The 23,468-nt window shown below is 70.7% G+C and carries 19 protein-coding genes; 6 read left to right on the top strand and 13 right to left on the bottom strand.

Annotated features, from left to right (window positions below; translation table 11 throughout):
• Positions 1–14: 14 nt before the first annotated feature.
• Both IE267_RS05965 and IE267_RS05960 read right to left on the bottom strand, forming a co-directional pair.
• Positions 15–1,022: an ABC transporter ATP-binding protein gene (locus IE267_RS05965; protein ID WP_167153835.1), complete on the bottom strand. Its 1,008-nt coding sequence runs from the start codon at positions 1,020–1,022 to the stop codon at positions 15–17.
• Between the two features lie 84 nt (positions 1,023–1,106).
• Positions 1,107–2,357 (bottom strand): NYN domain-containing protein, encoded by a 1,251-nt coding sequence (locus IE267_RS05960; RefSeq protein WP_189762340.1) that lies wholly within the window; start codon positions 2,355–2,357, stop codon positions 1,107–1,109.
• A gap of 264 nt (positions 2,358–2,621) precedes the next feature.
• On the opposite strand from IE267_RS05960, the gene IE267_RS05955 reads away from it, so the two are divergent.
• Positions 2,622–2,801, top strand: coding sequence for a hypothetical protein (locus tag IE267_RS05955; RefSeq protein WP_161254085.1), 180 nt, complete (start codon positions 2,622–2,624; stop codon positions 2,799–2,801).
• Positions 2,802–2,883: 82 nt separating this feature from the next.
• Here IE267_RS05955 and dnaE read toward each other — a convergent pair whose 3' ends face one another.
• Entirely contained in the window at positions 2,884–6,429 is a 3,546-nt protein-coding gene (gene dnaE / locus IE267_RS05950) for a DNA polymerase III subunit alpha (protein ID WP_189762339.1), read from the bottom strand.
• Positions 6,430–6,654: 225 nt separating this feature from the next.
• Between dnaE and IE267_RS05945 the strand changes: the two genes are divergently transcribed.
• The 3 genes from IE267_RS05945 to IE267_RS05935 all read left to right on the top strand — a co-directional run bounded on the left by IE267_RS05945 (position 6,655) and on the right by IE267_RS05935 (position 9,639).
• Positions 6,655–7,983 (top strand): DUF2252 domain-containing protein, encoded by a 1,329-nt coding sequence (locus tag IE267_RS05945; protein ID WP_161254088.1) that lies wholly within the window; start codon positions 6,655–6,657, stop codon positions 7,981–7,983.
• Between the two features lie 113 nt (positions 7,984–8,096).
• Positions 8,097–8,771, top strand: a complete 675-nt coding sequence (locus IE267_RS05940; protein ID WP_167153833.1) for a hypothetical protein — start codon at positions 8,097–8,099, stop codon at positions 8,769–8,771.
• 58 nt (positions 8,772–8,829) lie between these two features.
• Positions 8,830–9,639, top strand: a complete 810-nt coding sequence (locus IE267_RS05935; protein WP_161254095.1) for a thioredoxin domain-containing protein — start codon at positions 8,830–8,832, stop codon at positions 9,637–9,639.
• Positions 9,640–9,722: 83 nt separating this feature from the next.
• Here the strand turns inward: IE267_RS05935 and IE267_RS05930 are convergent, their stop codons facing one another.
• Positions 9,723–10,304 (bottom strand): dienelactone hydrolase family protein, encoded by a 582-nt coding sequence (locus IE267_RS05930; protein WP_189762338.1) that lies wholly within the window; start codon positions 10,302–10,304, stop codon positions 9,723–9,725.
• Positions 10,305–10,334: 30 nt separating this feature from the next.
• Here IE267_RS05930 and IE267_RS05925 point away from each other — a divergent pair, with 30 nt between their 5' ends.
• Positions 10,335–11,432 (top strand): mechanosensitive ion channel family protein, encoded by a 1,098-nt coding sequence (locus tag IE267_RS05925; RefSeq protein ID WP_167153829.1) that lies wholly within the window; start codon positions 10,335–10,337, stop codon positions 11,430–11,432.
• Positions 11,433–11,468: 36 nt separating this feature from the next.
• Here the strand turns inward: IE267_RS05925 and IE267_RS05920 are convergent, their stop codons facing one another.
• From IE267_RS05920 to IE267_RS05900, 5 genes are all read right to left on the bottom strand, one after another.
• The gene (locus IE267_RS05920; protein ID WP_161254104.1) at positions 11,469–13,055 is read right to left on the bottom strand and encodes a Na+/H+ antiporter; all 1,587 of its coding nucleotides are present in this window, start codon (positions 13,053–13,055) and stop codon (positions 11,469–11,471) included.
• A gap of 101 nt (positions 13,056–13,156) precedes the next feature.
• Positions 13,157–13,654, bottom strand: a complete 498-nt coding sequence (locus IE267_RS05915) for a GNAT family N-acetyltransferase (protein WP_189762337.1) — start codon at positions 13,652–13,654, stop codon at positions 13,157–13,159.
• Positions 13,651–14,592: an RluA family pseudouridine synthase gene (locus IE267_RS05910; protein WP_189762336.1), complete on the bottom strand. Its 942-nt coding sequence runs from the start codon at positions 14,590–14,592 to the stop codon at positions 13,651–13,653. Before IE267_RS05910 ends, IE267_RS05915 begins: the two co-directional genes overlap by 4 nt.
• A 76-nt stretch (positions 14,593–14,668) precedes the next feature.
• Entirely contained in the window at positions 14,669–15,235 is a 567-nt protein-coding gene (lspA, locus tag IE267_RS05905; RefSeq protein WP_161254113.1) for a signal peptidase II, read from the bottom strand.
• A 62-nt stretch (positions 15,236–15,297) separates the two neighbouring features.
• Positions 15,298–16,227 carry a TraR/DksA family transcriptional regulator gene (locus tag IE267_RS05900; protein WP_189762335.1) on the bottom strand — a complete coding sequence of 310 codons (930 nt, stop codon included), beginning with the start codon at positions 16,225–16,227 and terminating at the stop codon, positions 15,298–15,300.
• A gap of 568 nt (positions 16,228–16,795) precedes the next feature.
• Between IE267_RS05900 and ileS the strand changes: the two genes are divergently transcribed.
• Positions 16,796–19,936, top strand: coding sequence for an isoleucine--tRNA ligase (gene ileS, locus IE267_RS05895; RefSeq protein ID WP_189762334.1), 3,141 nt, complete (start codon positions 16,796–16,798; stop codon positions 19,934–19,936).
• 452 nt (positions 19,937–20,388) lie between these two features.
• On the opposite strand, the gene IE267_RS05890 is transcribed toward ileS, so the two are convergent.
• From IE267_RS05890 to IE267_RS05875, 4 genes are all read right to left on the bottom strand, one after another.
• The gene (locus IE267_RS05890) at positions 20,389–21,579 is read right to left on the bottom strand and encodes a DivIVA domain-containing protein (RefSeq protein WP_161254122.1); all 1,191 of its coding nucleotides are present in this window, start codon (positions 21,577–21,579) and stop codon (positions 20,389–20,391) included.
• Between the two features lie 49 nt (positions 21,580–21,628).
• Positions 21,629–21,913: a YggT family protein gene (locus tag IE267_RS05885; protein ID WP_114035728.1), complete on the bottom strand. Its 285-nt coding sequence runs from the start codon at positions 21,911–21,913 to the stop codon at positions 21,629–21,631.
• A gap of 71 nt (positions 21,914–21,984) precedes the next feature.
• Positions 21,985–22,602: a cell division protein SepF gene (locus IE267_RS05880; protein WP_161254125.1), complete on the bottom strand. Its 618-nt coding sequence runs from the start codon at positions 22,600–22,602 to the stop codon at positions 21,985–21,987.
• Positions 22,603–22,742: 140 nt separating this feature from the next.
• Positions 22,743–23,462: a YggS family pyridoxal phosphate-dependent enzyme gene (locus IE267_RS05875; RefSeq protein ID WP_161254128.1), complete on the bottom strand. Its 720-nt coding sequence runs from the start codon at positions 23,460–23,462 to the stop codon at positions 22,743–22,745.
• Positions 23,463–23,468 lie beyond the last annotated feature (6 nt).

Below are 23,468 nucleotides of genomic sequence, written 5' to 3'. Positions count from 1 at the left end.
CAGCGGAATGGCGCTCACGCCTTCACCAGCCCTTCCGTGCGGCCGCCGAGGGCGAGGTAGACGTCTTCGAGGCTCGGCGTGGCCAGGGTGAAGTCGTCGAGGGCGGCGAAGGCGGGGCCGCCGGTGACGGTGGCGACGGCGGCCCGGGCCCGCTCGGGGCTGAGCCGCAGCGTCCAGCGCCGGCCGGCCTCCTGGGCCTCGGCGCGCAGCGCCGCGACCTCGGGGACCTCGACGGGGGCGCGGTCGCGCCACACGAGCTCGACCCGCACCTCGTCGGCGACGCGGGCCTTGAGCCCCGCGGGGGTGTCGCAGGCGATGACCCGGCCGCGTTCGATGACGGCGACCCGGTCGAGCACGGTCTCGGCCTCGATGACGTTGTGGGTGACGAGCAGGACGGTCGCGCCGCGCTCGGCCCGCCTTCGGTCGACGGCGGCCCACACCGCGCGCCGGGCCACCGGGTCCATGCCGGTGGTGGGCTCGTCCAGGACGAGGACGGGGCGCTCGCCGACGAGGGCGGTGGCGAAGCAGGCCAGGCGCCGCTGTCCGCCGGAGAGCTTCTTGAGCGGGCGCCCCGCGATCTCGTCGAGGCCCAGCTCGTCGAGGACGGCGTCGCGTTCGGCACGGGCCTCGCGCAGGGGGAGCCCGCGCAGCCGGCCGGTGGTCTCGACGGCGAGCGAGACGGTGAGTTCGTCCAGCGCGGTGGACTCCTGGCCGAGGTAGGCGATGAGCCGGGCCGCCCGTTCGGGGTGGCGCACCAGGTCGTGGCCGAGGACGTCGACCGAGCCGGCGTCGGGCCGCATGAGCCCGGTCAGCTGGCGCACCAGGGTGGACTTGCCGGCGCCGTTGGGCCCGAGCAGCCCGAAGATCTCGCCGCGCTGCACATCGAGGCTGATCCCGTCGGTGGCCCGCACCTCGGGCGTACCGGGCGCACCGCGCCTGCCCCGGGTCGCGGGGTACGTCTTGACCAGGCCCCGCACCGCGCAAACGGTGCCGGCCCGCGCCGCTGCTGTGCCGGTACTCACGGGGAACGAGCCTAAGGGGTCGAAGGACCCGCCCGGCCCCTGGGGCGGCTTAGCGGACCCGCCGAGCCGCCCCGGGCCGCCGTGCTACTCGCCGGCCGGCTGGCGTTCGGCGGCGGCCCGGACGTCGATCTCGCGCCAGAAGCCGGCCCGGATCGCGTACCGGTCGTGCTCGTCGATCTGGTCGTCCTTGTGCGCGAGGAGGCCGAACCGGGCGGCGTAGCGCAGGAGTTCACCGTCGATGCGGTGCGGGATGCGCGGGTACATGGTGGACAGCTTCTGGACGTGCGAGGGCTCGGGGAGGCGTTCCATCCAGCGCCGCGCGAAGACCTGGCCCACCTCGTAGGGGTCGCCGCCGACCGTGGTGATGTCCTCCTCGCGGTCGGCCCAGCGCTGCTCGGCACTGGTGAGCTGGGCCAGTGTCGGCAGCGAGGCGGTCTCGGGCGATTCGCCGAGCGCGGACCCGGGCCGCTCCACCCAGCCCTTGTCCGAGGACCAGCGCAGGGTCGCCGAGGCCGGCGGGGCGGGGGCGGCCGGGGTGGTGCCCGGGCCGCGCAGGGACGCCAGGTCCTTCGGGGTGGGTACGCCCTTGGCGCCGGCCGGGGCGGGCACCGCTGCGCCGTTCTCGCTGGGGGCCTCCGGGGGCGCGGTGCCGTTGCGGACCGCGGCGGCCTGGGCCTCGGCGGCCCGCTCGGCGGACGCGGCGAGCGCGGACTCGGGCAGCGGCGCGGAGAGGATCGCGGCGATCTCGGGCCGGGGCGCGGGCGCGGGGGCGCAGATCCCGGTGAGGTCGCGGGCGCGGACGGCCTGGGTGATCCAGGCCCGGTCCAGCACCCGGCGCTCGTCGGCCTCGGCGACCAGGTCCTCGGACTGGTTGTAGTCGCCGTCGGCGGCCTGGACGGCCCACAGGTGGACGGCCACGCCGTGTTCCTTGGCGGACATCAGGCCCGGCAGCAGATCGCCGTCGCCGGTCACCAGGACGACGTCCGAGCAGGCGCGGTTGCGGGCCAGTTCGGTCAGCTCGGCGTGCATGGCCGCGTCCACGCCCTTCTGCGCCCAGCGGCCGTCGCTGCGGGTCAGGGCGCCCAGGCGGACCGTCACCCTGGGCATCACGCGCAACCGCCGGTGTTCGGGCTGGGGCACCCGGTCGGGGGCGCCGTCGAACCAGTAGATGCGCAGGAGGGGCTGTTGGGTATCGGCCTCAGCCCGCTCGCGGAGCCCCTGGATCAGGGCGGCGTGATCGACCGTGATGCGGGAACGGGCCGGTTCTCCGGCCAGCAGACTCGCGGCGGCACCGAGCAGGTACCCGGCATCCACCAGGACGACGCAGCGGTCCATGCGTTCCACCCTCTTTCGGGAACGGAAAAGCCGAAGAAATAAAGAAATCAGGAGCGGGGTGCGGGAGATCACCGAATGAACTTCGGGTTTCCTTCGAGTCTGCCCGACCGCGCAAGGGTTGAGCACCGGAACTCGATCATCGGCGTGGCGGATTGGCCGTCACAGCCCGCTCACACACGGTAATGATCCGAAATGCGCGCTTTGTCCTTCTGTGTGAGTCTGACAGCGGCCCTGGCCCCGAGTTCCCCCACAGGAGGCAGCACCATGGCCAAGAACAAGAACCGCAAGTCCGGCAGTCAGCAGGAGCGTTCCGAGGCCGCCGAGCGCGGCCAGGAGCAGTCGAAGTCGACCGCCTTCGAGTCCCAGGCCGTGCCCCAGTCGCAGGCCCAGGGCAGCCCGGCGGATGTTGCCCGTAAGCACCAGCGTCGCTTCGGTCATAACTAGCCGTCATTGAGAAAAAAGGGGCGCACCCGATGGGTGCGCCCCTTTCTCGTGCGATGCCGTACCGGAAAGGACTCCGCGCGGCTCAGCCGGCCAGGCAGGAGGGGCCGAGCAGCACCTTCAGGTCGCCGAAGAGGGCCGGATCCGGCTGGACCCGGTGCCGGTCGAGCCGCAGCACGGTGGTCGAGCGCGGGCCCTGGAGTTTGATCCGCACCTCGGTGTTGCCCCGGTGGTGCCCCAGGATCTCGCCGAGCCGGCTGACCATCGGCGGGGTGACCTTCACGGTGGGGATGGTCAGCACGACCGGCGCGTTGGTGCCCGCCGACGACAGGTCGGGGACCATCAGCTCCATCGCGACCAGGCGCGGGATGTCCTCGCGCTTGTCGAGCCGGCCCTTGACGAACACCACGGCGTCCTCGACGAGCTGGGTCGACACCAGCTGGTACGTCGCCGGGAAGAACATGCACTCGATGGAGCCGGCCAGGTCCTCGACGGTGGCGATCGCCCAGGCGTTGCCCTGCTTGGTCATCTTGCGCTGGAGGCCCGAGATGATGCCGCCGATGGTGACGATCGAGCCGTCCGAGTAGTCCCCGCCGGTGAGCTGGCCGATGCCCGCGTCCGCCTTGTCGGACAGGACGTGCTCCAGGCCGAACAGCGGGTGGTCGGAGACGTACAGGCCGAGCATCTCGCGCTCTTGGGCGAGCAGATAGGACTTCTCCCACTCCACGTCGCCGAACTCGACGTCGAGGCCGAAGCCCGGCTCGCTGCTGTCCTCGTCCATGCCTCCGAAGAGGTCGAACTGGCCCTCGGCCTCCTTGCGCTTGACCTGCACCACGTTGTCGATCATGGGCTCGAACTGGGCGGTCAGGCCCTTGCGGGTGTGGCCCATGGTGTCGAAGGCGCCCGCCTTGATCAGCGATTCCGTGGTGCGCTTGTTGCAGGCGGCGGCCTCGACCTTGTCGAGGTAGTCGGGGAAGGAGGCGAACTTCCCCTTGGCCTTGCGGGAGCGGATGATCGAATCGACCACGTTGGTGCCGACGTTGCGCACCGCCTCCAGGCCGAACAGGATCACGTCGTCGCCCTGCGCCGCGAAGTTGTGCACCGACTCGTTGACGTTCGGCGGCAGCACCTTGATGCGCATGCGCCGGCACTCGTTGAGGTAGATGGCCGACTTGTCCTTGTCGTCCTTCACCGAGGTGAGCAGCGCCGCCATGTACTCGGCCGGGTAGTTGGCCTTGAGGTAGGCGGTCCAGTAGGTGACCAGGCCGTACGCCGAGGAGTGCGCCTTGTTGAACGCGTATCCGGCGAACGGGACCAGGACGTCCCACAGGGCCTGGATCGCCGCGTCCGAGTAGCCCTTCTCCTTGGCGCCGCCCTGGAAGAGGACGAAGTTCTTCGCCAGCTCCTCGGGCTTCTTCTTGCCCATCACGCGGCGCAGGATGTCGGCCTCGCCCAGCGAGTAGCCCGCGATGATCTGGGCGGCCTTCTGCACCTGCTCCTGGTACACGATGAGGCCGTAGGTGAGGCCCAGGGTCTCCTTGAGCGGCTCCTCCAGCTCCGGGTGGATCGGAGTGATCTCCTGGCGGCCGTTCTTGCGCTCGGCGTAGTTCGTGTGCGAGTTCATGCCCATCGGGCCCGGCCGGTACAGGGCCGAGACGGCGGAAATGTCCTCGAAGTTGTCGGGCTGCATCTGGCGCAGCAGCGAACGCATCGGCCCGCCGTCGAACTGGAAGACGCCGAGGGTGTCACCGCGGCAGAGCAGTTCGAAGGTCTTGGGGTCGTCGAGCGGGAGCGAGAGCATCTCCAGGTCGATGCCCTTGTTGGCCTTCACCATCTTGACGGCGTCGTCCATGATGGTCAGGTTGCGCAGACCCAGGAAGTCCATCTTCAGCAGGCCGAGCGACTCGCACTGCGGGTAGTCCCACTGCGTGATGGTGACGCCGTCGGTGTGCCGGACCCAGATCGGCGCGTGGTCGACGATCGGCTCGCTGGACATGATGACGCCGGCCGCGTGCACGCCCATCTGCCGGACCAGGCCCTCGACGCCCTTGGCGGTGTCGATGACCTTCTTCACGTCCGGCTCGTTCTCGTACATCCCCCGGATCTCGCCCGCCTCGCTGTAGCGCGGGTGCTTGGGGTCGGTGATGCCGGAGAGGTCGATGCCCTTGCCGAGGACGTCGGCGGGCATCGCCTTGGTGAGACGGTCGCCCATCGCGTACGGGTAGCCGAGGACGCGCGCCGAGTCCTTGATGGCGTTCTTCGCCTTGATCTTTCCGTAGGTGCCGATCATGGCGACCTTGTCGGAGCCGTACTTCTCCGTCACGTACCGGATCACCTCGACGCGCCTGCGCTCGTCGAAGTCGATGTCGACATCGGGCATGGAGACGCGCTCGGGGTTGAGGAACCGCTCGAAGATCAGGCCGTGCGTGATCGGGTCGAGGTCGGTGATGCCCATGGCGTACGCGACGATCGAGCCGGCCGCCGATCCACGGCCGGGGCCGACCGCGATGCCGTTGTTCTTGGCCCACATGATGAAGTCGGCGACGACCAGGAAGTATCCCGGGAACCCCATCTGGATGATGATGTCCATCTCGTACTCCGCCTGCTTCTGGCGGTCGTCGGGGACACCTCCCGGATAGCGGCGCTCCATGCCGACCCGGACTTCCTCCTGGAACCAGGTGACCTCGGTGTAGCCCTCGGGGATCTCGAACTTCGGCATGAGGTTCTTGGCCTCGAACATGCCGGTCGTGTCGATCTGCTCGGCCACCAGCAGGGTGTTGGCGCAGCCCTGCTGCCAGGCGTCCGAGGAGTCGATCGCGTACATCTCGTCGGTGGACTTGAGGTAGTAGCCCGTGCCGTCGAAGCGGAAGCGGTCCGGGTCCGAGAGGTTCTTGCCGGTCTGGATGCAGAGCAGGGCGTCGTGCGCGGTCGCCTCGTGGGCGTAGGTGTAGTGCGAGTCGTTGGTGACCAGCGGCGGGATGCCGAGCTTCTTGCCGATCTCCAACAGGCCGTCGCGCACCCGGCGTTCGATCTCGATGCCGTGGTCCATCAGCTCCAGGAAGTACCGGCCCTCGCCGAAGATGTCCTTGTAGTCGGAGGCCGCCTGCACCGCCTCGTCGAACTGGCCGAGCCGCAGCCGGGTCTGGACCTCGCCGGACGGGCAGCCGGTGGAGGCGATGAGCCCCTCCGACCACTGCGAGATCGTCTCCTTGTCCATCCGGGGCCACTTCTGCAGCCAGCCCTCGGCGTACGCGTCCGAGGAGAGCCGGAAGAGGTTGTGCAGACCGGTCTTGTTGGCCGCCCAGATCGTCTTGTGCGTATAACCACCCGAACCGGACACGTCGTCGCGCTTCTGGTGCGGCTGGCCCCACTGGATCTTGCGCTTGTTGCGCCGCGACTCGGGGGCCACGTATGCCTCGATGCCGATGATCGGCGTGACGCCCGCCTTCTTCGCCGAATGGAAGAAGTCGTAGGCGCCGTGGAGGTTGCCGTGGTCGGACATGGCGATGTGCGACATGCCCATTTCATTGCAGGCATCGAACATGTCCTTGAGCCGCGCGGCACCGTCCAGCAGCGAGTACTGGGTGTGGACGTGAAGGTGCGTGAACGGTGTCTTGGACGTGCCAGTCACGGCTGTGGCCTCCAGCGGCAAGGGGGGTTCGCAGAGCGAGGGGGACAGCCTCGGAGTCTACGTCGCCCCGCTGACAGCCGACGGTGAACCGCGGCGCGGGGCGCCTTCGCGAGGGGCGGCGGGTCCGGTCGGATGGCGGGCACTCCGGGGTACCTTCGCGCGTTGGAACGGGCATACCCTGCCCTGATCGTGACGCAGGCAGTACGCACCAGGAGGCACCCAGCGATGTCGGCCCCGCAGCCCAGCGCCCAGACGCGCGGCGAAGAGATACTCGCCGTTTTCGAGACGGCGTTCGGCCGGCTCCTGGCCGCCGACCCGGCCGCCTTCCGGGTCAAGTTCCGCAAGATGGCGGCCTCCGCGTTCGCCTTCTACCGGGGCACGGCCTGCCTGTTCTACTCGGACCTGGAGAAGGAGCGGCACGGCGGTCCCTACCTGGACGAGCGCACCGGCCGCGTCTGGATCCACGGCGACCTGCACGCCGAGAACTTCGGCACGTACATGGACGCCAACGGCCGGCTGATCTTCAACGTCAACGACTTCGACGAGGCGTACGTCGGCCCCTTCACCTGGGACCTGAAGCGGCTCGCCGCCTCGCTCGCGCTGATCGGCTACACCAAGGCGTTCAGCGACGAGCAGATCACCGACCTGGTGCGCACCTACGCGGCCGCCTACCGCGAGCGCATCCACGCGCTCGCCTCCGGCGCCAAGGACGACGAGGTCCCGCCCTTCACCCTGGACACGGCCGAGGGCCCGCTGCTCGGCGCGCTGCGCGACGCCCGCGCCCGCACCCGGTTCGCGCTGCTCGACTCCATGACCGAGATCCGCGAGTACGAGCGCCGGTTCACCGAGGGCGACGGCTCGATCGAGCTGGACGCGGCGACGCGCTACAAGGTCCTCGCGGCCTTCGACGGCTATCTGGAGACGCTGCCCGAGGAGAGCCTCGTGCGGCCGGACTCCTACCGCGTGAAGGACGTGGTCGGACGGCGCGGCATCGGCATCGGCTCGGCCGGTCTGCCCTCGTACAACATCCTGCTCGAAGGGCACAGCGACGCCCTGGAGAACGACGTGGTGATCTACATCAAGCAGGCGCAGACCCCGGCCGTGTCCCGGCACATCACCGACCCGGCGGTGCGCGGCTACTTCGAGCACGAGGGGCACCGCACGGTGATCTCGCAGCGCGCGCTGCAGGCGGCCGCCGACCCGTGGCTGGGCTGGACCGAGCTGGACGGCGCGGGCCAGCTGGTCGCCGAGGTCTCGCCGTACGCGGTGGACCTGGACTGGTCGGACATCGACGACCCCGACGAGATCACGGCGGTCGTCGCCGACCTCGGCCGGGCCACCGCCACGATGCACGCGGCGGCGGACGACGAGAGCGGTCACTCGGAGCTGGTCCCGTTCTCCACCGAGCGTGCCATCGACGCGGCGATCGCGGCCGACGAGGAGGGCTTCGCCACCCTGCTCGTCGACTTCGCCCACTCCTACGGGTCGCGGGCCCGGGCCGACCACCAGATCTTCGTCGACCTGTTCCGCAACGGCCGGATTCCGGGCCTGTAGGCCTTCGGCGGCGGGCCGGGACCGGGTGTTCCGGCCACGGCCGGCCGGGCCGCTCCCGGTCTCACCGAACCTTTGGGCACGGCTGACAGCCGGACATGGCACACTCACCCGCGATGGACATATCGAGGACGCAGCTCAGGGCGGCACGCGCGGCGCTTTTCACAGCGCTCGTCGTGACGCTCTCGGCCGCGTCCCACGTGCTGCTCTCCCAGGTCCCGCTGCCGCTCTCGCTGGTGGCCGCCGCGGCCGGCGCGGTGTTCGTCATCGCGTACGCCCTCGCCGGGCGCGAGCGCGGCTTCTGGGCGATCGCGGGGGCGCTCGTCCCGCTGGAGCTGGCCGCCGACACCCTGTTCACCACCGGCCAGCACGTCTGTTACGGCCCGGCGGGCGGGCCCGTCGCGGGCGCCCTGCGCGCGGTCGGCTTCGACCTGCTGTGCGGCGGCGGCACGCTGGGGGCCGTGCACACCCCGGCCGGCGCGGCGACGCTGCTCACCCACCCGGGACCGGCCATGCCCTGGCTGCTGCTCGGCGCCCACCTGGCCGTCGGGCTGCTCGCGGCCCTGTGGCTGCGGCGCGGCGAGGCGGCGCTGGCCCGGCTGCTGCGCGCGGTCGGAGCGTTCGCCTTCCGGCCGCTGCTGATCGCGGTCGCCGTGGTCCGGGCCGCCGTCGACCACGGCCGCCCGCTCGCGCGCCCGGCGCACCCCGGGCCGGGCGGCTCGCGCACCCGCCTGCTGGTGCACTCCGTGGCACGAAGGGGACCGCCCCGCCCGGCGCTCGGTCTCCGCTGAGCTCCGAGCGCCACGGTCGCCCCCACCTTCCCCACCTGCCATCCGGAGAGAAAAGATCATGAGTTCCCGCAACAGCCAGGCCAACAAGGCTGCCGCCCGCGAGCGGCTGCGAGCGGAGCGCGAGCGCGAGGCCAAGAAGGCCAAGACCCGCCGCCAGATCATCGTGGCCGCGTCCATCGTCGGCGTCCTCGCCATCGCGGGCGGCGCGAGCTACGGGATCATGCAGGCCATGAAGCCCAGCGCGTGGGACGCCGCCAAGGACAAGGCCCTGGTGAAGCCCGCCAACTCGGGCAGCGACGGCACGACCGTCGTCATCGGCAAGGCGGACGCGAAGAAGACCCTCGAGATGTACGAGGACCCGCGCTGCCCGATCTGCTCGCAGTTCGAGCAGGCCGTCGGTCCGACGATCAAGAAGGACGTCGACGCGGGCAAGTACAAGATCCAGTTCATCGGCGCCACGTTCATCGACAAGGGCAGCCCGGGCACGGGCTCGAAGACCGCCCTGAGCGCCCTCGGCGCGGCCCTGAACGTCAGCCCCGAGGCCTTCCTGGAGTACAAGTCGGCGCTCTACTCGGCGAAGTACCACCCCGAGGAGACGACGGACAAGTTCAAGGACCGCGACTACCTGATCACGATCGCGGACACCGTGCCCGCGCTCAAGGGCAACGCGGCCTTCGACAAGGCGGTCAAGGACGGCACCTACGACAAGTGGGCGCTCGTCATGTCGGACAAGTTCGACAAGAGCGGTGTCCAGGGCACGCCCACCCTGAAGATGGACGGCAAGAAGATCACCGCGGACGGTTCGGACAACGCTCCCTCCGACCCGGCCTCCTTCACGGCCGCGATCGACAAGGCGCTCAAGGGCTGAGCCCCCGGCGGGCCGCTGCCCGGCGCCCGTGAACGGGCGGTCCGGACCTCCGGGTCCGGGCCGCCCGTTCGGTGCTCCACGGCCTACGCCCCGGCGTCGAGCCCTTCGAGGAATCCGAGCGCGGTGCGCCAGGTCAGCTCCGCCGCGGCCTCGTCGTAGTCCGGCAGGCCCGGGTCGGTGTAGAGGTGGCCGGCGCCCGGGTAGCGGTAGATCTCCACGTCCGCCCCGGCCCGCTGCATCTGCAGGTACCAGGAGTTGAGCCAGTCGCCCGACTCGAACGGGTCCGGGTCGGCGACGTGCAGCTGGACGGGGAGCTCGTCCACGGACGCGTTCTCCGCCATGTCCGAGGTGCCGTGGAGGAGCAGCAGCCCGCGCGCCTTGCTGTCGCCCAGCGCCAGGTTCTGCGCGATGGAACCGCCGAGCGAGAACCCGGCGTAGACGAGACCGCTATCCGAGTGCGGGGCGGCCGCGAGAACGGCTCGTTTCAGGAGCTCGTCGGCGCCGATCTCGTCCTTGACCTCGCTGCCCTCCTCGACGGTCTCCGCGGTGCGTCCCTCGTACAGGTCGGGGACGTGCACCTGGTGTCCTGCGGCCCGCAGCCGCTCGGCCGCCTCCTGCACGGCGGGACGCAGACCGTAGACCGAATGGAAAAGCATGATGTTCATGGGGCCATCGTGCCAGTTACGGTCGAGGGCATGGAGAACGTACTGCGTCCGTTGATCGTCATCGGCGGCTCGGTCGTGCTCACACTGGTTGTGGGGTGGCTGGCCGACCGACTGCTGCGCAGGGAGGACTCGCGTCACCGCGAGACACCGCTGTGGGGACTGCTGCGCCGGTGCCGCGTCCCACTGAACCTCGTCCTGCTCACCGCGATACTGCGCGGCTCCTTCGGCAACATCAAGTGGAAGCCGGTCCAGGAGCACGAGGCGGGCTTGGGCCAGACCCTGACGCTGGTCCTGATCGGCGCGAGTTCCTGGCTCGTGGTGCGGATCGCGACGGCCGTCGTGGAGTCCTCGTACGCCCGCTACGCCGCCTCGACGCGCGATCCCGCCCGGGTCCGCCGGGTCCGTACCCAGGTCGCGCTCATCCAGCGGGTGGTGAGCGCGATCGTCATCGTGGTGGCCGTCGCCGCGATGCTGCTGACCTTCCCCGCGATGCGGGCGGCGGGGGCGTCCCTGCTGGCCTCGGCGGGCATCGTGGGCATCGTCGCCGGTGTGGCCGCCCAGTCCACCCTCGGCAACCTCTTCGCCGGGCTCCAGATCGCCTTCGGCGACATGGTGCGGATCGGCGACACGGTCGTCGTGGACGGGGAGTGGGGCGTCGTCGAGGAGATCACGCTCACCTTCCTCGCGGTCCGCACCTGGGACGAGCGCCGCCTGACCATGCCGGTGTCGTACTTCACCAGCAAGCCGTTCCAGAACTGGTCGCGCGGCGGCGTCCAGATGACCGGCACGGTCTTCTTCCACCTGGACCACTCGGCGCCGCTCCCGCTGATGCGCGAACGGCTCGCCATGATCCTCAAGGAGTGCCCGGCCTGGGACGGCCGCGACTTCTCGCTCGCGGTCACCGACACGACCCCGTCCACGATCCAGGTCCGGGCGGTCGTCACGGCCAAGGACGCGGACGACATCTGGACGGTCCGGGTGACGGTCCGCGAACAACTGGTGGCCTGGCTGTACGAGGAGCACCCCTACGCCCTGCCGAGGATCGTCACCGGCGCGGCCCAGTCGCCGACTCCCCGCACCGGTGCGGCGATCGAGGACGAGCGCCGCGTCGAGGACGAACGCCGCTGAGCCGCGCGGGACCGGGGCGCGGTGCGGGGGCCGCGCTCACTTCAGACTGCGGACGTCCAGCTGGCGCAGCACCCGGTCGACGATCTCGGGGTCGGCCCCCGGCTCACTGCGTGCCGAGAGCACCTCGTGCCGGGCGGCCGACATCATCTCCCGCTGGATGCGCTGCACCGCCCGGATCCGCTCCACCCGCTTCGCGTAGGACTCCCTGCGCTCCTCGTCGACCATGTCGGGGCTGATCCGCGCGCCCACGTCGTAGGCCCGGCGGTGCAGCTGCTCCATGACCTCCTCGGGCAGCTCCTCGACGTCCTCGATCTCCTTCAGACGCCGCTTGGCGGCCTTGGCGGCCCGGATCGCCAGGTCCCGCTCCAGGTTGCGCTCCGCGTCCGTGTCGGCCCGTACGCCCAGCTTCCTGACCAGCCAGGGCAGGGTGAGCCCCTGGAAGACCAGGGTGGTCATGATCACGGCGAAGGCGATGAAGACGACCTCGTCGCGGCCGGGGAAGGGCGTCCCGTCGTCCGTCTTGAGCGGGATGGCGAGGGCGAGGGCCACCGAGGCCACGCCGCGCATGCCGGCCCACCACATGACGATGGTCTCCCGCCAGGACGTCGGGATCTCCTCGTCGTAGTCGCGCAGGGTGTGCAGCCGCTTGGCGAGCCACGTCGCCGGGAGCAGCCACAGCAGCCGTACGCCCACGACGACCCCCACCACGGCTCCCGCCCAGCCGAACATGTGCAGCTCCCGGCCGGTCGCGGTGCCGAAGACGTTGTGGAGTTCGAGCCCGATGAGGCCGAACGCGACGCCGGTGACCAGGGTGTCGACGATCTGCCAGAACGTGGCCCCCGCCAGGCGGCCCTGGACGTCGTCGGCGTCCATCGTGTGCTCGGCCAGGAACAGCGCCACGGTCAGTACGGCGAGGACGCCCGAGCCGTGGAACTCCTCGGCCAGCACGTAGGCCACGAACGGCACGAGGAGGGTGAGGCCGATCTGGAGGGTGGGGTCGCCCAGCAGGCTCATCAGCTTGTTCGCGGCCCAGCCGAGCGCGACGCCGACCGCGACGGCGACCACGGCCGAGAGCACCAGCTGACCGGCCGCCTCGGCCCAGGAGAAGGTGCCGCTCACGGCGGCGGCGATCGCCACGTGGTAGAGCACGATCGCGGTCACGTCGTTGAAGAGGCCCTCCCCCTCCAGGATCGACACCAGGCGGCGCGGAAGCCCGAGGGAGCCCGCGACCGCGGTGGCGGCGACCGGGTCGGGCGGGGCGACGAGCGCGCCGAGTGCGACGGCGGCGGCGAGCGGCAGGCCGGGCACGAGGGAGTTCGCGACGGCCGCCACCGCGGCCGTGGTCACGAAGACGAGCGCGACCGCGAGCAGGAAGATCGGCCGCACATTGGCCGTGAACTGCCGCCAGGAGGTGCGCTGTACGGAGGCGTAGAGCAGCGGGGGCAGGACCAGCGGCAGGATGAGCTCCGGCTCGATGTCCACGTTGGGCACGAACGGCAGCAGCGCCATCACGATCCCGCCGAGCGTCATGAGCACCGGCGCGGGCAGGCCGAGCCGCTCCCCCAACGGGACCGTCACCACCGCCCCGAGCAGGAGCACGAGCAACAGGGCGAGCTGGTCCACGGGATGCCCTCCGGGCGGTGCGGGCCTGGACGGCCTTGAGGATCAAGACCTCAAGCGTGCCACGCACCTCGCCCCAACCGCCCATCGGGGGGCAAAAGGGTTCAGTTCGAACGTTCGGGGTATCCGGCAACGGTGCTCCGGGCCAGCGCCCGTCGCATCGCCCGGTGCGGGATGCCCGCGTCCGGGAACTCCGGCCCGTACGCCACGTACCCGAGCCGCTCGTAGAAGCCCAGCGCGTGCGTCTGGGCGTGCAGGTCGACCGCGCTCAGGCCGCGCTCGCGGGCGGCCTCCTCGATCGCGCGCACCAGGGCCGCGCCGACCCCGAGCCCGCGGGCCGCCGCGGTGACGGCGAGCCGGCCGAGCGAGCCGATGTCCTCGCCGCCGGTCCTGGCCAGCGCCTCGGGGCCGTACAGGAGCCGCCCGGTGCCGAGCGGGCCCTCGGCGCCGATGGCCAGCACGTGCAGGGCGCCGGCGTCGTACGCGTCGTACTCGATCTCCTCGGGCACCAGCTGCTCGACCACGAACACCTGCTTGCGCACGGCGAAGCAGGCCGCCAGGTCGGCCTCGCCGCCGGCGACGCGAACCTGGTACCCGGTCATTCGCTCTCGGCCCGGATGGTGTCGAGGGCGTGCTGGAGGTCGGCCGGGTAGACGCTCTCGAACTCGACCCACCGGCCGTCCGAGGGGTGCTCGAAGCCGAGCTTCACCGCGTGCAGCCACTGGCGGGTGAGGCCCAGGCGCTTGGCGATGGTGGGGTCGGCGCCGTAGGTGATGTCGCCGACGCAGGGGTGGCGGTGGGCCGACATGTGGACGCGGATCTGGTGGGTGCGCCCGGTCTCCAGCTTGATGTCGAGCAGCGAGGCCGCGCGGAACGCCTCGATCAGGTCGTAGTGCGTGACCGACGGCTTGCCCTCGGCGATCACGGCCCACTTGTAGTCGTGGTTGGGGTGGCGCCCGATCGGGGCGTCGATGGTGCCGCTCATCGGGTCCGGGTGGCCCTGGACCAGGGCGTGGTAGCGCTTGTCGACGACGCGCTCGCGGAACTGCTGCTTGAGCGAGGTGTACGCCCGCTCGGACTTGGCGACGACCATCAGGCCCGAGGTGCCGACGTCGAGGCGGTGCACGATGCCCTGGCGCTCGGCGGCACCGGAGGTGGAGATGCGGTAGCCGGCCGCGGCGAGGCCGCCGATGACGGTGGTGCCGGTCCAGCCGGGGCTCGGGTGGGCGGCGACGCCCACCGGCTTCATGATCACGACGATGTCGTCGTCGTCGTGCACGATCTCCATGCCGGCGACGGGCTCGGCGACGATCTGCACGGGAGCCGGCGCCTGGGGCATCTCGACCTCCAGCCAGGCCCCGCCGTGCACCCGCTCGGACTTGCCGACCACGGCGCCGTCGACCTGGACCTTCCCCGCCGCGGCGAGCTCGGCCGCCTTGGTCCGGGAAAACCCGAACATGCGGGAGATGGCGGCGTCGACGCGCTCGCCTTCGAGGCCGTCGGGAACGGGCAGGGTGCGGATCTCGGGAATCGTGCTCACCCGTCGAGTATGCCTTGCCCCACCGACATCGCCCGCCGCGCGTCCGGCGGGGGGCCCCGGCCGCCCCCTCGCGGGCTCAGTCCTTGTGGACGGTGCCGTCCGGGTCGAGGCCGCGGAAGGAGAGGATCACGATCAGGATGCCGCCGCAGACGATCGCCGAGTCCGCGAGGTTGAAGACCGCGAAGCCCTTGGGGGCGATGAAGTCGACGACCGCGCCCTCGAAGATCCCGGGCGAGCGGAAGATCCGGTCGGTGAGGTTGCCGAGCGCGCCGCCGAGCAGCAGGCCGAGCGCGATGGCCCAGGGGAGGCTGTAGAGCTTGCGGGCGAGCCGCGCGATCACCACGATCACGGTCGCCGCGATGATCGTGAAGATCACCGTGAAGGCCTCGCCGATCCCGAAGGCGGCGCCCGCGTTGCGGATCGCGTTCAACTGGAGCAGGTCACCGATGACCTCGATGGGCTCGTGGTGCTCCAGCCTGGCCACCACGAGCATCTTGCTGCCGAGGTCGAGAAGGTAGGCGACGACCGCCACCGTGAACAGCACGGCGATCTTCCGCTTGCCCTTCGGCTGCTCGGCAGGGGCCGCCTGCTCGTCGGCCCCTTCCACATCCGGCGTACCGATGACGCTCTCCGCCTCTGCCACGTGAGTCCCTCGACCGTCTAGGTTCCTGACTGAGCACGAGAGTACGGCACACCTGTGCGGACTCAGCCCCGCCGTTCCTGCTTCTGCTTGTCCTCCACGCAGAGGGTGGCGCGCGGGAACGCCTGCATCCGGGCCTTGCCGATCGGGTTGCCGCAGATCTCGCAGTACCCGTACGTCCCGGCGTCGAGGCGCTCCAGGGCGTGCTCGGTCTGCTCCAGGGTCTCGCGGGCGTTGGCGGCGAGCGACATCTCGTGTTCCCGGGTGATGTTCTTGGTGCCGGTGTCGGCGTCGTCGTCGCCCGCGCCGTCGCCGGAGTCGCGCATCAGGCCGGCCAGGGCCGCCTCCGACGACTCGATCTCGCTGCGCAGCCGCAGCACCTCGCTCGACAGCTCGTTGCGCGCCTCGGCGACCTCCTCCGGAGTCCAGGGGTCCTCGCCCGGGCGGACCGGAAGCTCCCCCGGGGCGGCCGTGGCGACGGCACGGGCCGCCGGCACCGCCGACGCGGTCCCGGCCGCCGTCGCCCTTGCCGCGGTCTTCTTCGCAACCACCTTGTTGGCTCCCGTCTCTTCCGCGGCCGCAGCCGCCCCCTGGGCCGCGTTCGCGGCCTTCTTGGCGCGCGCCCCGGCGGATACCGCCGGAGCCGTCGTGCCGGTCGCCCTGTCCTTGTCGGTCGCCTTGTCGGACGCGGCCCGCGCCGTCCCGGTTGCCTTGCCGGCCGCGGTCTTCTTGGCGGCCGTCTTCTTCGCGGCGGCCTTCCTGGGGGTGGCCGCCTTTTTGGCCGACGCCTTCTCGCTCCCCGCGGCCTTCGCCGAGGCGGTCTTCGTGGCGGTCCCGGAAGCGGCCTCGGCCGGGGTCGTCCTCTTGGCCGCCGCCTTCTTGGCAACGGTGCTCCTCGTCGTCGCCGCCCCGCCCGCCGAGCCCGTGGTGGCACTCGTGGCATCGGGTCTCGCGGACGCCGTTGTGGTCTCTACGGCGGTCTTCTTCGCCACCATGGCCGCGGCCCCTTCACATATTGTGATCTTGCACGCGAATCGTGCTGGGACGATAAATCGACCCCAGGCCCGCGGCAACGGGGCACGCCGCCGGTTCGCCCCGCCCCGGACCGGCGGCAAGACGAACCTGCATCGGTTGTGCCCAGCTCCCGCCCCGGCGAATCCGCCGGACGGACGGCGCCCGGAGCCCGCCGGGGCCCGTATGGCCATTCGGGTCACGGACGCGCTCCGCGGGAGGGCCGCCGTAAACCGGTCGGCCGTGCTTCTTCGGGCCCCGTACACTGGCCGCAGCGAGAGGCGTGGACGGGACGAGTAGCGGCGTACGCAGCCAAGAGCGATCCGGGGACGGTGTGAGCCCGGAGGCGAGCGCGCGGTGAAGATCACCCCCGAGCCGCCGGAAGAAAGACCCCGGGGTCCCCGGGGTCCGGTAGAACCGGCTTCGCGACCCCAATGAGGGGGCGGTGTTCCGCACACCGCCAAGGAGGGTGGTACCGCGGGAAGCGCCCCACGAGGGCCGCCTCTCGTCCCTCCGACGGAACCGCACGACGATCCGCCGGAGGATGACCGGATGTCGCAGTACCGCCAGGTGCCCGCCCAGGTAGACCTGCCCGCCCTAGAGCACGCCGTGCTCGACTTCTGGGAGCAGTCCAAGGTCTTCGCCAAGAGCCTCGAACAGTCCGAGGGCCGCCCGGAGTGGGTCTTCTACGAGGGCCCGCCCACCGCCAACGGCATGCCCGGCGCCCACCACATCGAGGCCCGCGTCTTCAAGGACGTCTTCCCCCGATTCCGCACGATGCAGGGCTACCACGTGGCTCGCAAGGCCGGCTGGGACTGCCACGGCCTGCCGGTCGAGCTCGCGGTCGAGAAGGAGCTGGGCTTCAACGGCAAGAAGGACATCGAGGCGTACGGCATCGCCGAGTTCAACGCCAAGTGCCGCGAGTCCGTGACCCGGCACACCGACGCCTTCGCCGACCTCACGACCCGCATGGGCTACTGGGTCGACCTGGACGACGCGTACCGCACCATGGACCCGCAGTACGTCGAGTCCGTGTGGTGGTCCCTGAAGGAGATCTTCAACAAGGGCCTGCTCACCCAGGACCACCGCGTCGCCCCCTGGTGCCCGCGCTGCGGCACCGGTCTCTCGGACCACGAGCTGGCCCAGGGCTACGAGACGGTCGTCGACCCCTCGGTCTTCGTCCGCTTCCCGCTCACCGGCGGCCCGCTCGCGGGCGAGGCGGCCCTCCTGGTGTGGACGACGACCCCCTGGACCCTGGTGTCCAACACGGCGGTCGCGGCCCACCCCGAGGTCACCTACGTCGTGGCGACGAACGGCGAGGAGAAGCTCGTCGTCGCCGAGCCCCTCCTGGAGAAGGCCCTCGGCGAGGGCTGGGAGGCCACCGGCCGGTCGTTCACCGGCGCCGAGATGGAGCGCTGGACCTACCAGCGCCCCTTCGAGCTGGTGGAGTTCCCCGAGCCCGCGCACTACGTGGTGAACGCCGAGTACGTCACGACCGAGGACGGTACGGGTCTGGTCCACCAGTCACCCGCCTTCGGCGCCGACGACCTCCTGGTCTGCAAGGCGTACGGGCTTCCGGTCGTGAACCCGGTCCGCCCCGACGGCACCTTCGAGGAGGACGTCCCGCTGGTCGGCGGCGTCTTCTTCAAGAAGGCGGACGAGAAGCTCACGGAGAACCTCAAGGAGCGCGGCCTCCTCTTCCGGCACGTCCCCTACGAGCACAGCTACCCGCACTGCTGGCGCTGCCACACCGCGCTGCTCTACTACGCGCAGCCGTCCTGGTACATCCGCACCACCGCCGTCAAGGACGCGATGCTGCGGGAGAACGAGAAGACCAACTGGTTCCCGGAGTCGGTCAAGGAGGGCCGCTTCGGCGACTGGCTGAAGAACAACATCGACTGGGCGCTGTCCCGCAACCGCTACTGGGGCACCCCGCTGCCCATCTGGCGCTGCGAGGAGGGCCACCTGACCTGCGTGGGCTCGCGCGCCGAGCTCACCGAGCTGACCGGCACCGACCAGTCCGCCCTCGACCCGCACCGGCCGTACATCGACGAGGTGACCTTCACCTGCACCGCCGAGGGCTGCTCGCTGGAAGCGGTGCGCGTGCCCGAGGTCATCGACGCCTGGTACGACTCGGGCTCGATGCCGTTCGCGCAGTACGGCTACCCGCACCAGAACAAGGAGCTGTTCGAGAGCCGCTACCCGGCCCAGTTCATCTCCGAGGCCATCGACCAGACCCGCGGCTGGTTCTACACGCTGATGGCGGTCGGCACCCTGGTCTTCGACAAGTCGTCGTACGAGAACGTGGTCTGCCTCGGCCACATCCTCGCCGAGGACGGCCGCAAGATGTCCAAGCACCTGGGCAACACCCTGGACCCGATCCCGCTGATGGACCAGCACGGCGCGGACGCGGTGCGCTGGTTCATGGCGGCCGGCGGCTCCCCGTGGGCGGCCCGCCGGGTCGGCCACGGCACCATCCAGGAGGTGGTGCGCAAGACGCTGCTCACCTACTGGAACACCGTCGCCTTCCAGGCCCTCTACGCCCGTACGTCCGACTGGGCACCGAGCGCGGCGGACCCGGCCCCGGCCGACCGCACGATCCTGGACCGCTGGCTGCTCAGCGAGCTCAACTCGCTGGTGGCGCAGGTGACTTCGGCCCTGGAGTCGTATGACACCCAGCGGGCCGGCAAGGCACTGTCCTCGTTCGTCGACGACCTCTCCAACTGGTACGTGCGCCGCTCGCGCCGCCGCTTCTGGCAGGGTGACAAGGCGGCCCTGCGCACCCTGCACGACGTGGTCGAGACGATCACGCGCCTGATGGCGCCGCTGACGCCGTTCATCGCCGAGCGGGTCTGGCAGGACATGGTCGTGCCGGTGACCCCGGACGCCCCGGAGTCGGTGCACCTCTCGTCCTGGCCGGTAGCGGACGCCTCCGCGATCGACCCCGCGCTCTCGCAGCAGATGGCGCTGGTCCGCCGCCTGGTGGAGCTGGGCCGGGCGACGCGTGCGGAGTCGGGCGTCAAGACGCGCCAGCCGCTGTCCCGGGCGCTGGTCGCGGTGGCGGGCTTCGAGGCGCTCTCCCCCGAACTGCACGCGCAGATCACGGAGGAGCTGAACGTGTCGTCGCTCGCCTCGCTCTCCGAGGTGGGCGGCTCGCTGGTCGACACCACGGCGAAGGCCAACTTCCGGGCACTGGGCAAGCGGTTCGGCAAGGGCGTCCAGGACGTGGCGAAGGCCGTGGCCGCGGCGGACGCGGCGGCGCTCTCGGCCTCGCTGCGGGACACCGGCGCGGCGGCGGTGGAGGTGAACGGCGAGCAGGTCTCGCTGGCCCCCGACGAGGTCATCATCACCGAGACCCCGCGCGAGGGCTGGTCGGTGGCCTCCGACTCCGGTGCGACGGTCGCCCTCGACCTGGAGATCACTCCGGAGCTGCGGCTCGCGGGCCTGGCCCGGGACGCGATCCGGCTGATCCAGGAGGCGCGCAAGAACAGCGGGCTCGATGTGGCGGACCGGATCGCGGTGCGCTGGGAGTCCGCCGACCCGGAGGTCTCCTCGGCCCTGTCGGCCCACGCCTCCCTGATCGCGGACGAGGTCCTGGCCACGGACTACGCCCCGGGCGCCGCGGACGACTCCTACGGCGCGCCCTTCACGGACGAGCCCCTGTCCCTGACGTTCCGCCTCCGCAAGGTGTAATCCCGGCCAACGGTTGCGACGGCCCGCCCCCACGGTCGTGAGGGCGGGCCGTTGCTTTACCCCCACCCCGCCCCTTCCCGAGACCCTCCGGGGGAATAGTGCGTCGGCTGCGGACCGTACGTGGCTGGTCGCGCAGTTCCCCGCGGCCCTGAAAGCCTTGGCGCGGGCCCGCGTCGGGCATTTCAGCCCGTCCGGCGATTGAGGACGAGCGCCGTTCAGGCGCGATCGGGGGTCTGGGGCGGAGCCCCCGAAGACCGGCTCACCCACCCACACCCCCGGAGGCCACGCGGCGGAGCCGCGGAGTGTCACAGCAGGAAGGGGCGGGGTGGGGGATTCCGCCCGCCGCAGGCGACCCCCGCGCCGGGTACGGCGAAGGGCCGGTACCGGGGGAACCCGGTACCGGCCCTTGCAGCCTGCCGACGGCTACGCGCGGGGCACGCGCGTAGAGCCCGTCAGTTGTCGTCCTCGTCGATCAGGAAGCCCCGCATCGGAGAAGGCGCCTGCTGCATGGGCGAAGGCCCCTGCGGCCGCACCGGCGCCATCGGCTGGGTCATGGCCGGCGACATCTGCTGCTGGCCACCGTAGGACGGCCCGCTCGGCATGGACGGCTGCCCGCCCATGGACGGCTGGCCACCCATCGGGTGTCCCATCGCACCGGCACCGGCCGACGCCATGGAACCGCTCATCTGCGGAGCCGGCGGCAGCGACGCGGTCGCCGGGGTACGCGGCGGCGCGAGCGAGTCGTCGGCCTGGGTCTCCAGCTGACGCAGCTGCGACTCCAGGTAGGACTTCAGACGCGTGCGGTACTCGCGCTCGAAGCCCCGCAGGTCCTCGACCTTGCGCTCAAGGGTGGCGCGGGCGGACTCCAGGGAGCCCATCGCGACGCGGTGCTTCTCCTGCGCGTCCCGCTCCAGGGCGTCCGCCTTGGCACGGGCGTCGCGCTCCAGCCCCTCGGCGCGGGACCGGGCCTCGCCGACGATCTTGTTGGCCTCGGAACGGGCCTCCGCGATCGCCTGGTCGGCGGTCTGCTGCGCGAGGGAGAGCACACGGGCGGCGCTGTCGCCACCGGGCGCCTGGGCCGGCTGTCCCATCTGCGGACCGTGGCCGCCCATGGGGCCGCCCATCTGCTGGCCCATGGGGCCCTGGCCGAGCTGGTTCTGACCCATGGGGCCCTGACCCAGCTGGTTCTGGGGGTGGTTCTGCTGGCCCATCGGACCCTGACCCATGGGGCCCTGGCCCATCGGACCCTGACCCATCGAACCCTGGCCGTGCTGGCCCTGCGGGCCGTGGCCACCGGGTCCGGCGGGCAGCTGCGGCGCACCGCTGGGCAGCTGGGGCGGGCCCATCTGCGGCTGCTGCTGCTGGACCTGCGGCGGACCGGATATGGCGGCGGGTACGGGCGCGCCCGGGCCTCGGCCGTCCTGCGGCTCCTGCTTGCGCATGCCCTGCTGCTGCTGGTTCTGCGCGGCGGCGCGAGTGGCGGCGGCCAGCTTGGCGCGCAGATCCTCGTTCTCGCGCAGCAGTCGCGTCAGCTCCGACTCGACCTCGTCGAGGAAGGCATCGACCTCGTCCTCGTCATAGCCTTCTCGGAGGCGGACGGTCGTGAACTGCTTGTTCCGCACGTCCTCGGGGGTCAGCGGCATCTCTTCTTCACCTCTACGTAGTCGTCGGCAGTCGGCAGGACCGAATCGTTCACAACCTGACCACGATGCTGATCAGGATGTAGACGATGATCATCAGAACGAAGAAGGACAGGTCGAGTGCCACGCCCCCGAGACGCAGCGGCGGAATGAACCGCCGCAGAAGCTTGAGCGGTGGATCGGTGACAGTGTAGGTGGCCTCAAGAACGACCACCATCGCCTTGCCGGGTTGCCATGAACGGGCGAACTGGAAGACGTAGTCCATGACGAGCCGGAAGATCAGCACGATGAGGAAGCACATCAGCGCGATGTAGACCACCTGTAGTGCGACGCCCATCTCGCGCTTCCCTCTCCCCTTGCATCAAAGCTCCGGCCTGATGCGGCCGGTTCGTTCCCGGTGTCGTGTTCTCAGCTCTGGTTGAAGAATCCGCCCTCTGCGATGCGGGCCTTGTCCTCCGCCGTGACATCGACGTTAGCAGGAGACAGCAGGAACACCTTCTGCGTCACCCGTTCAATGCTGCCGTGCAGACCGAAGACCAGACCGGCGGCAAAGTCGACAAGTCGCTTCGCGTCGGTGTCGTCCATCTCGGTGAGATTCATGATCACCGGAGTGCCCTCGCGGAAGTGTTCCCCGATGGTACGGGCCTCGTTGTAGGTCCGCGGGTGCAGCGTGGTGATGCGGTACGGCTCCCGCTCGGACACAACCTTGGGCATGATCACCGGCGCGTTCTTCTCCAGGCTCGGACGTTCAGGTGTGATGGACGCCACGGGTGCAATTCGCGCCGGACGTCCGCTTTCTACCGATAGCTGAACCGGTTCTCTCGGCGCTGGAGGCTGAGTTACTCGTACCGGTTCGTCCCGTTCGTCCTGGAGCGGGGACTGGTGCGGGGGCTGGTGCCGCCGACGGTCGCGCTCCGGTTCGGGCTCGGGTTCGAAATCGTCGTCGGGGTCGAACCCCCGGCCGTCGTACCCATCGTCCTCCACGAGGCCGAGGTAGACCGCCATCTTGCGCATCGCGCCGGCCATGCTCAGATTCCTCCGCTCTGTGGTGGATCGCTCCTGTCGCCAAGTGGCAGCGTCACCAAGGGCCCACGATCCACGCGGTCTGCCCACCGAAGAGTGGGAATGACCATATTTTCTGCTGTGGTCCGACTTGCTTCGCGACGTTACCCGAGCCGGGGTCGGTCTCCGAGCACCGCCGTTCCGACGCGTACATGTGTCGCTCCGGCCGCGACGGCCTCTTCGAGGTCCGCACTCATCCCTGCTGACACCATGTTCGCAGCCGGATGGTCCGCGCGCAGGCGGGATGAGAATTCCAGCAGCCGCTCGAAAGCCGCCCGTTGCCGGCCGGCGTACTCACCGGCCAGCGGTGCCACGGTCATCAGACCGTCGAGCCGCAGCCCCGGCGCTTCGGCGACGAGCGCGGCCAACTCCCCGATCCCGTCCGGGGCGACGCCTCCGCGCTCACCCCGCTCGCCGGACTCCGCGTCGAGCGCGACCTGGATCAGACAGCCCAGCTCGCGCTCGGCCCGTACGGCGGCGGTGGAGAGCGGGCCGATCAGCCGGGCCCGGTCGACCGACTGCACGGTGTCGGCGTAACTGGCCACCGAACGCACCTTGTTCGTCTGGAGCTGGCCCACGAAGTGCCAGGTCAGATCGAGGTCGGCGCAGTCGGCGGCCTTGGGGGCGGCATCCTGGTCGCGGTTCTCCGCGACTTCGCGCACACCCAGTTCGTGCAGCAGCCGTACATCGCTCGCGGGGTAGGTCTTGGTGACCACGATGAGGGTCACGTCCGCCCGCGCGCGCCCGGCCGCGGCACAGGCGGAGGCGATTCGCTCCTCCACCCGGGCCAGGTTCTCGGCGAGTTCGGTCTTGCGATCCGTCATGAGTCG

Origin of the sequence: Streptomyces xanthochromogenes, assembly GCF_014650455.1 — a bacterium.
Taxonomy (GTDB): Bacteria; Actinomycetota; Actinomycetes; order Streptomycetales; family Streptomycetaceae; genus Streptomyces; species Streptomyces xanthochromogenes.
Note: the sequence above shows the minus strand (reverse complement) of the source record. Positions and strands in the feature narration are given on the sequence as shown.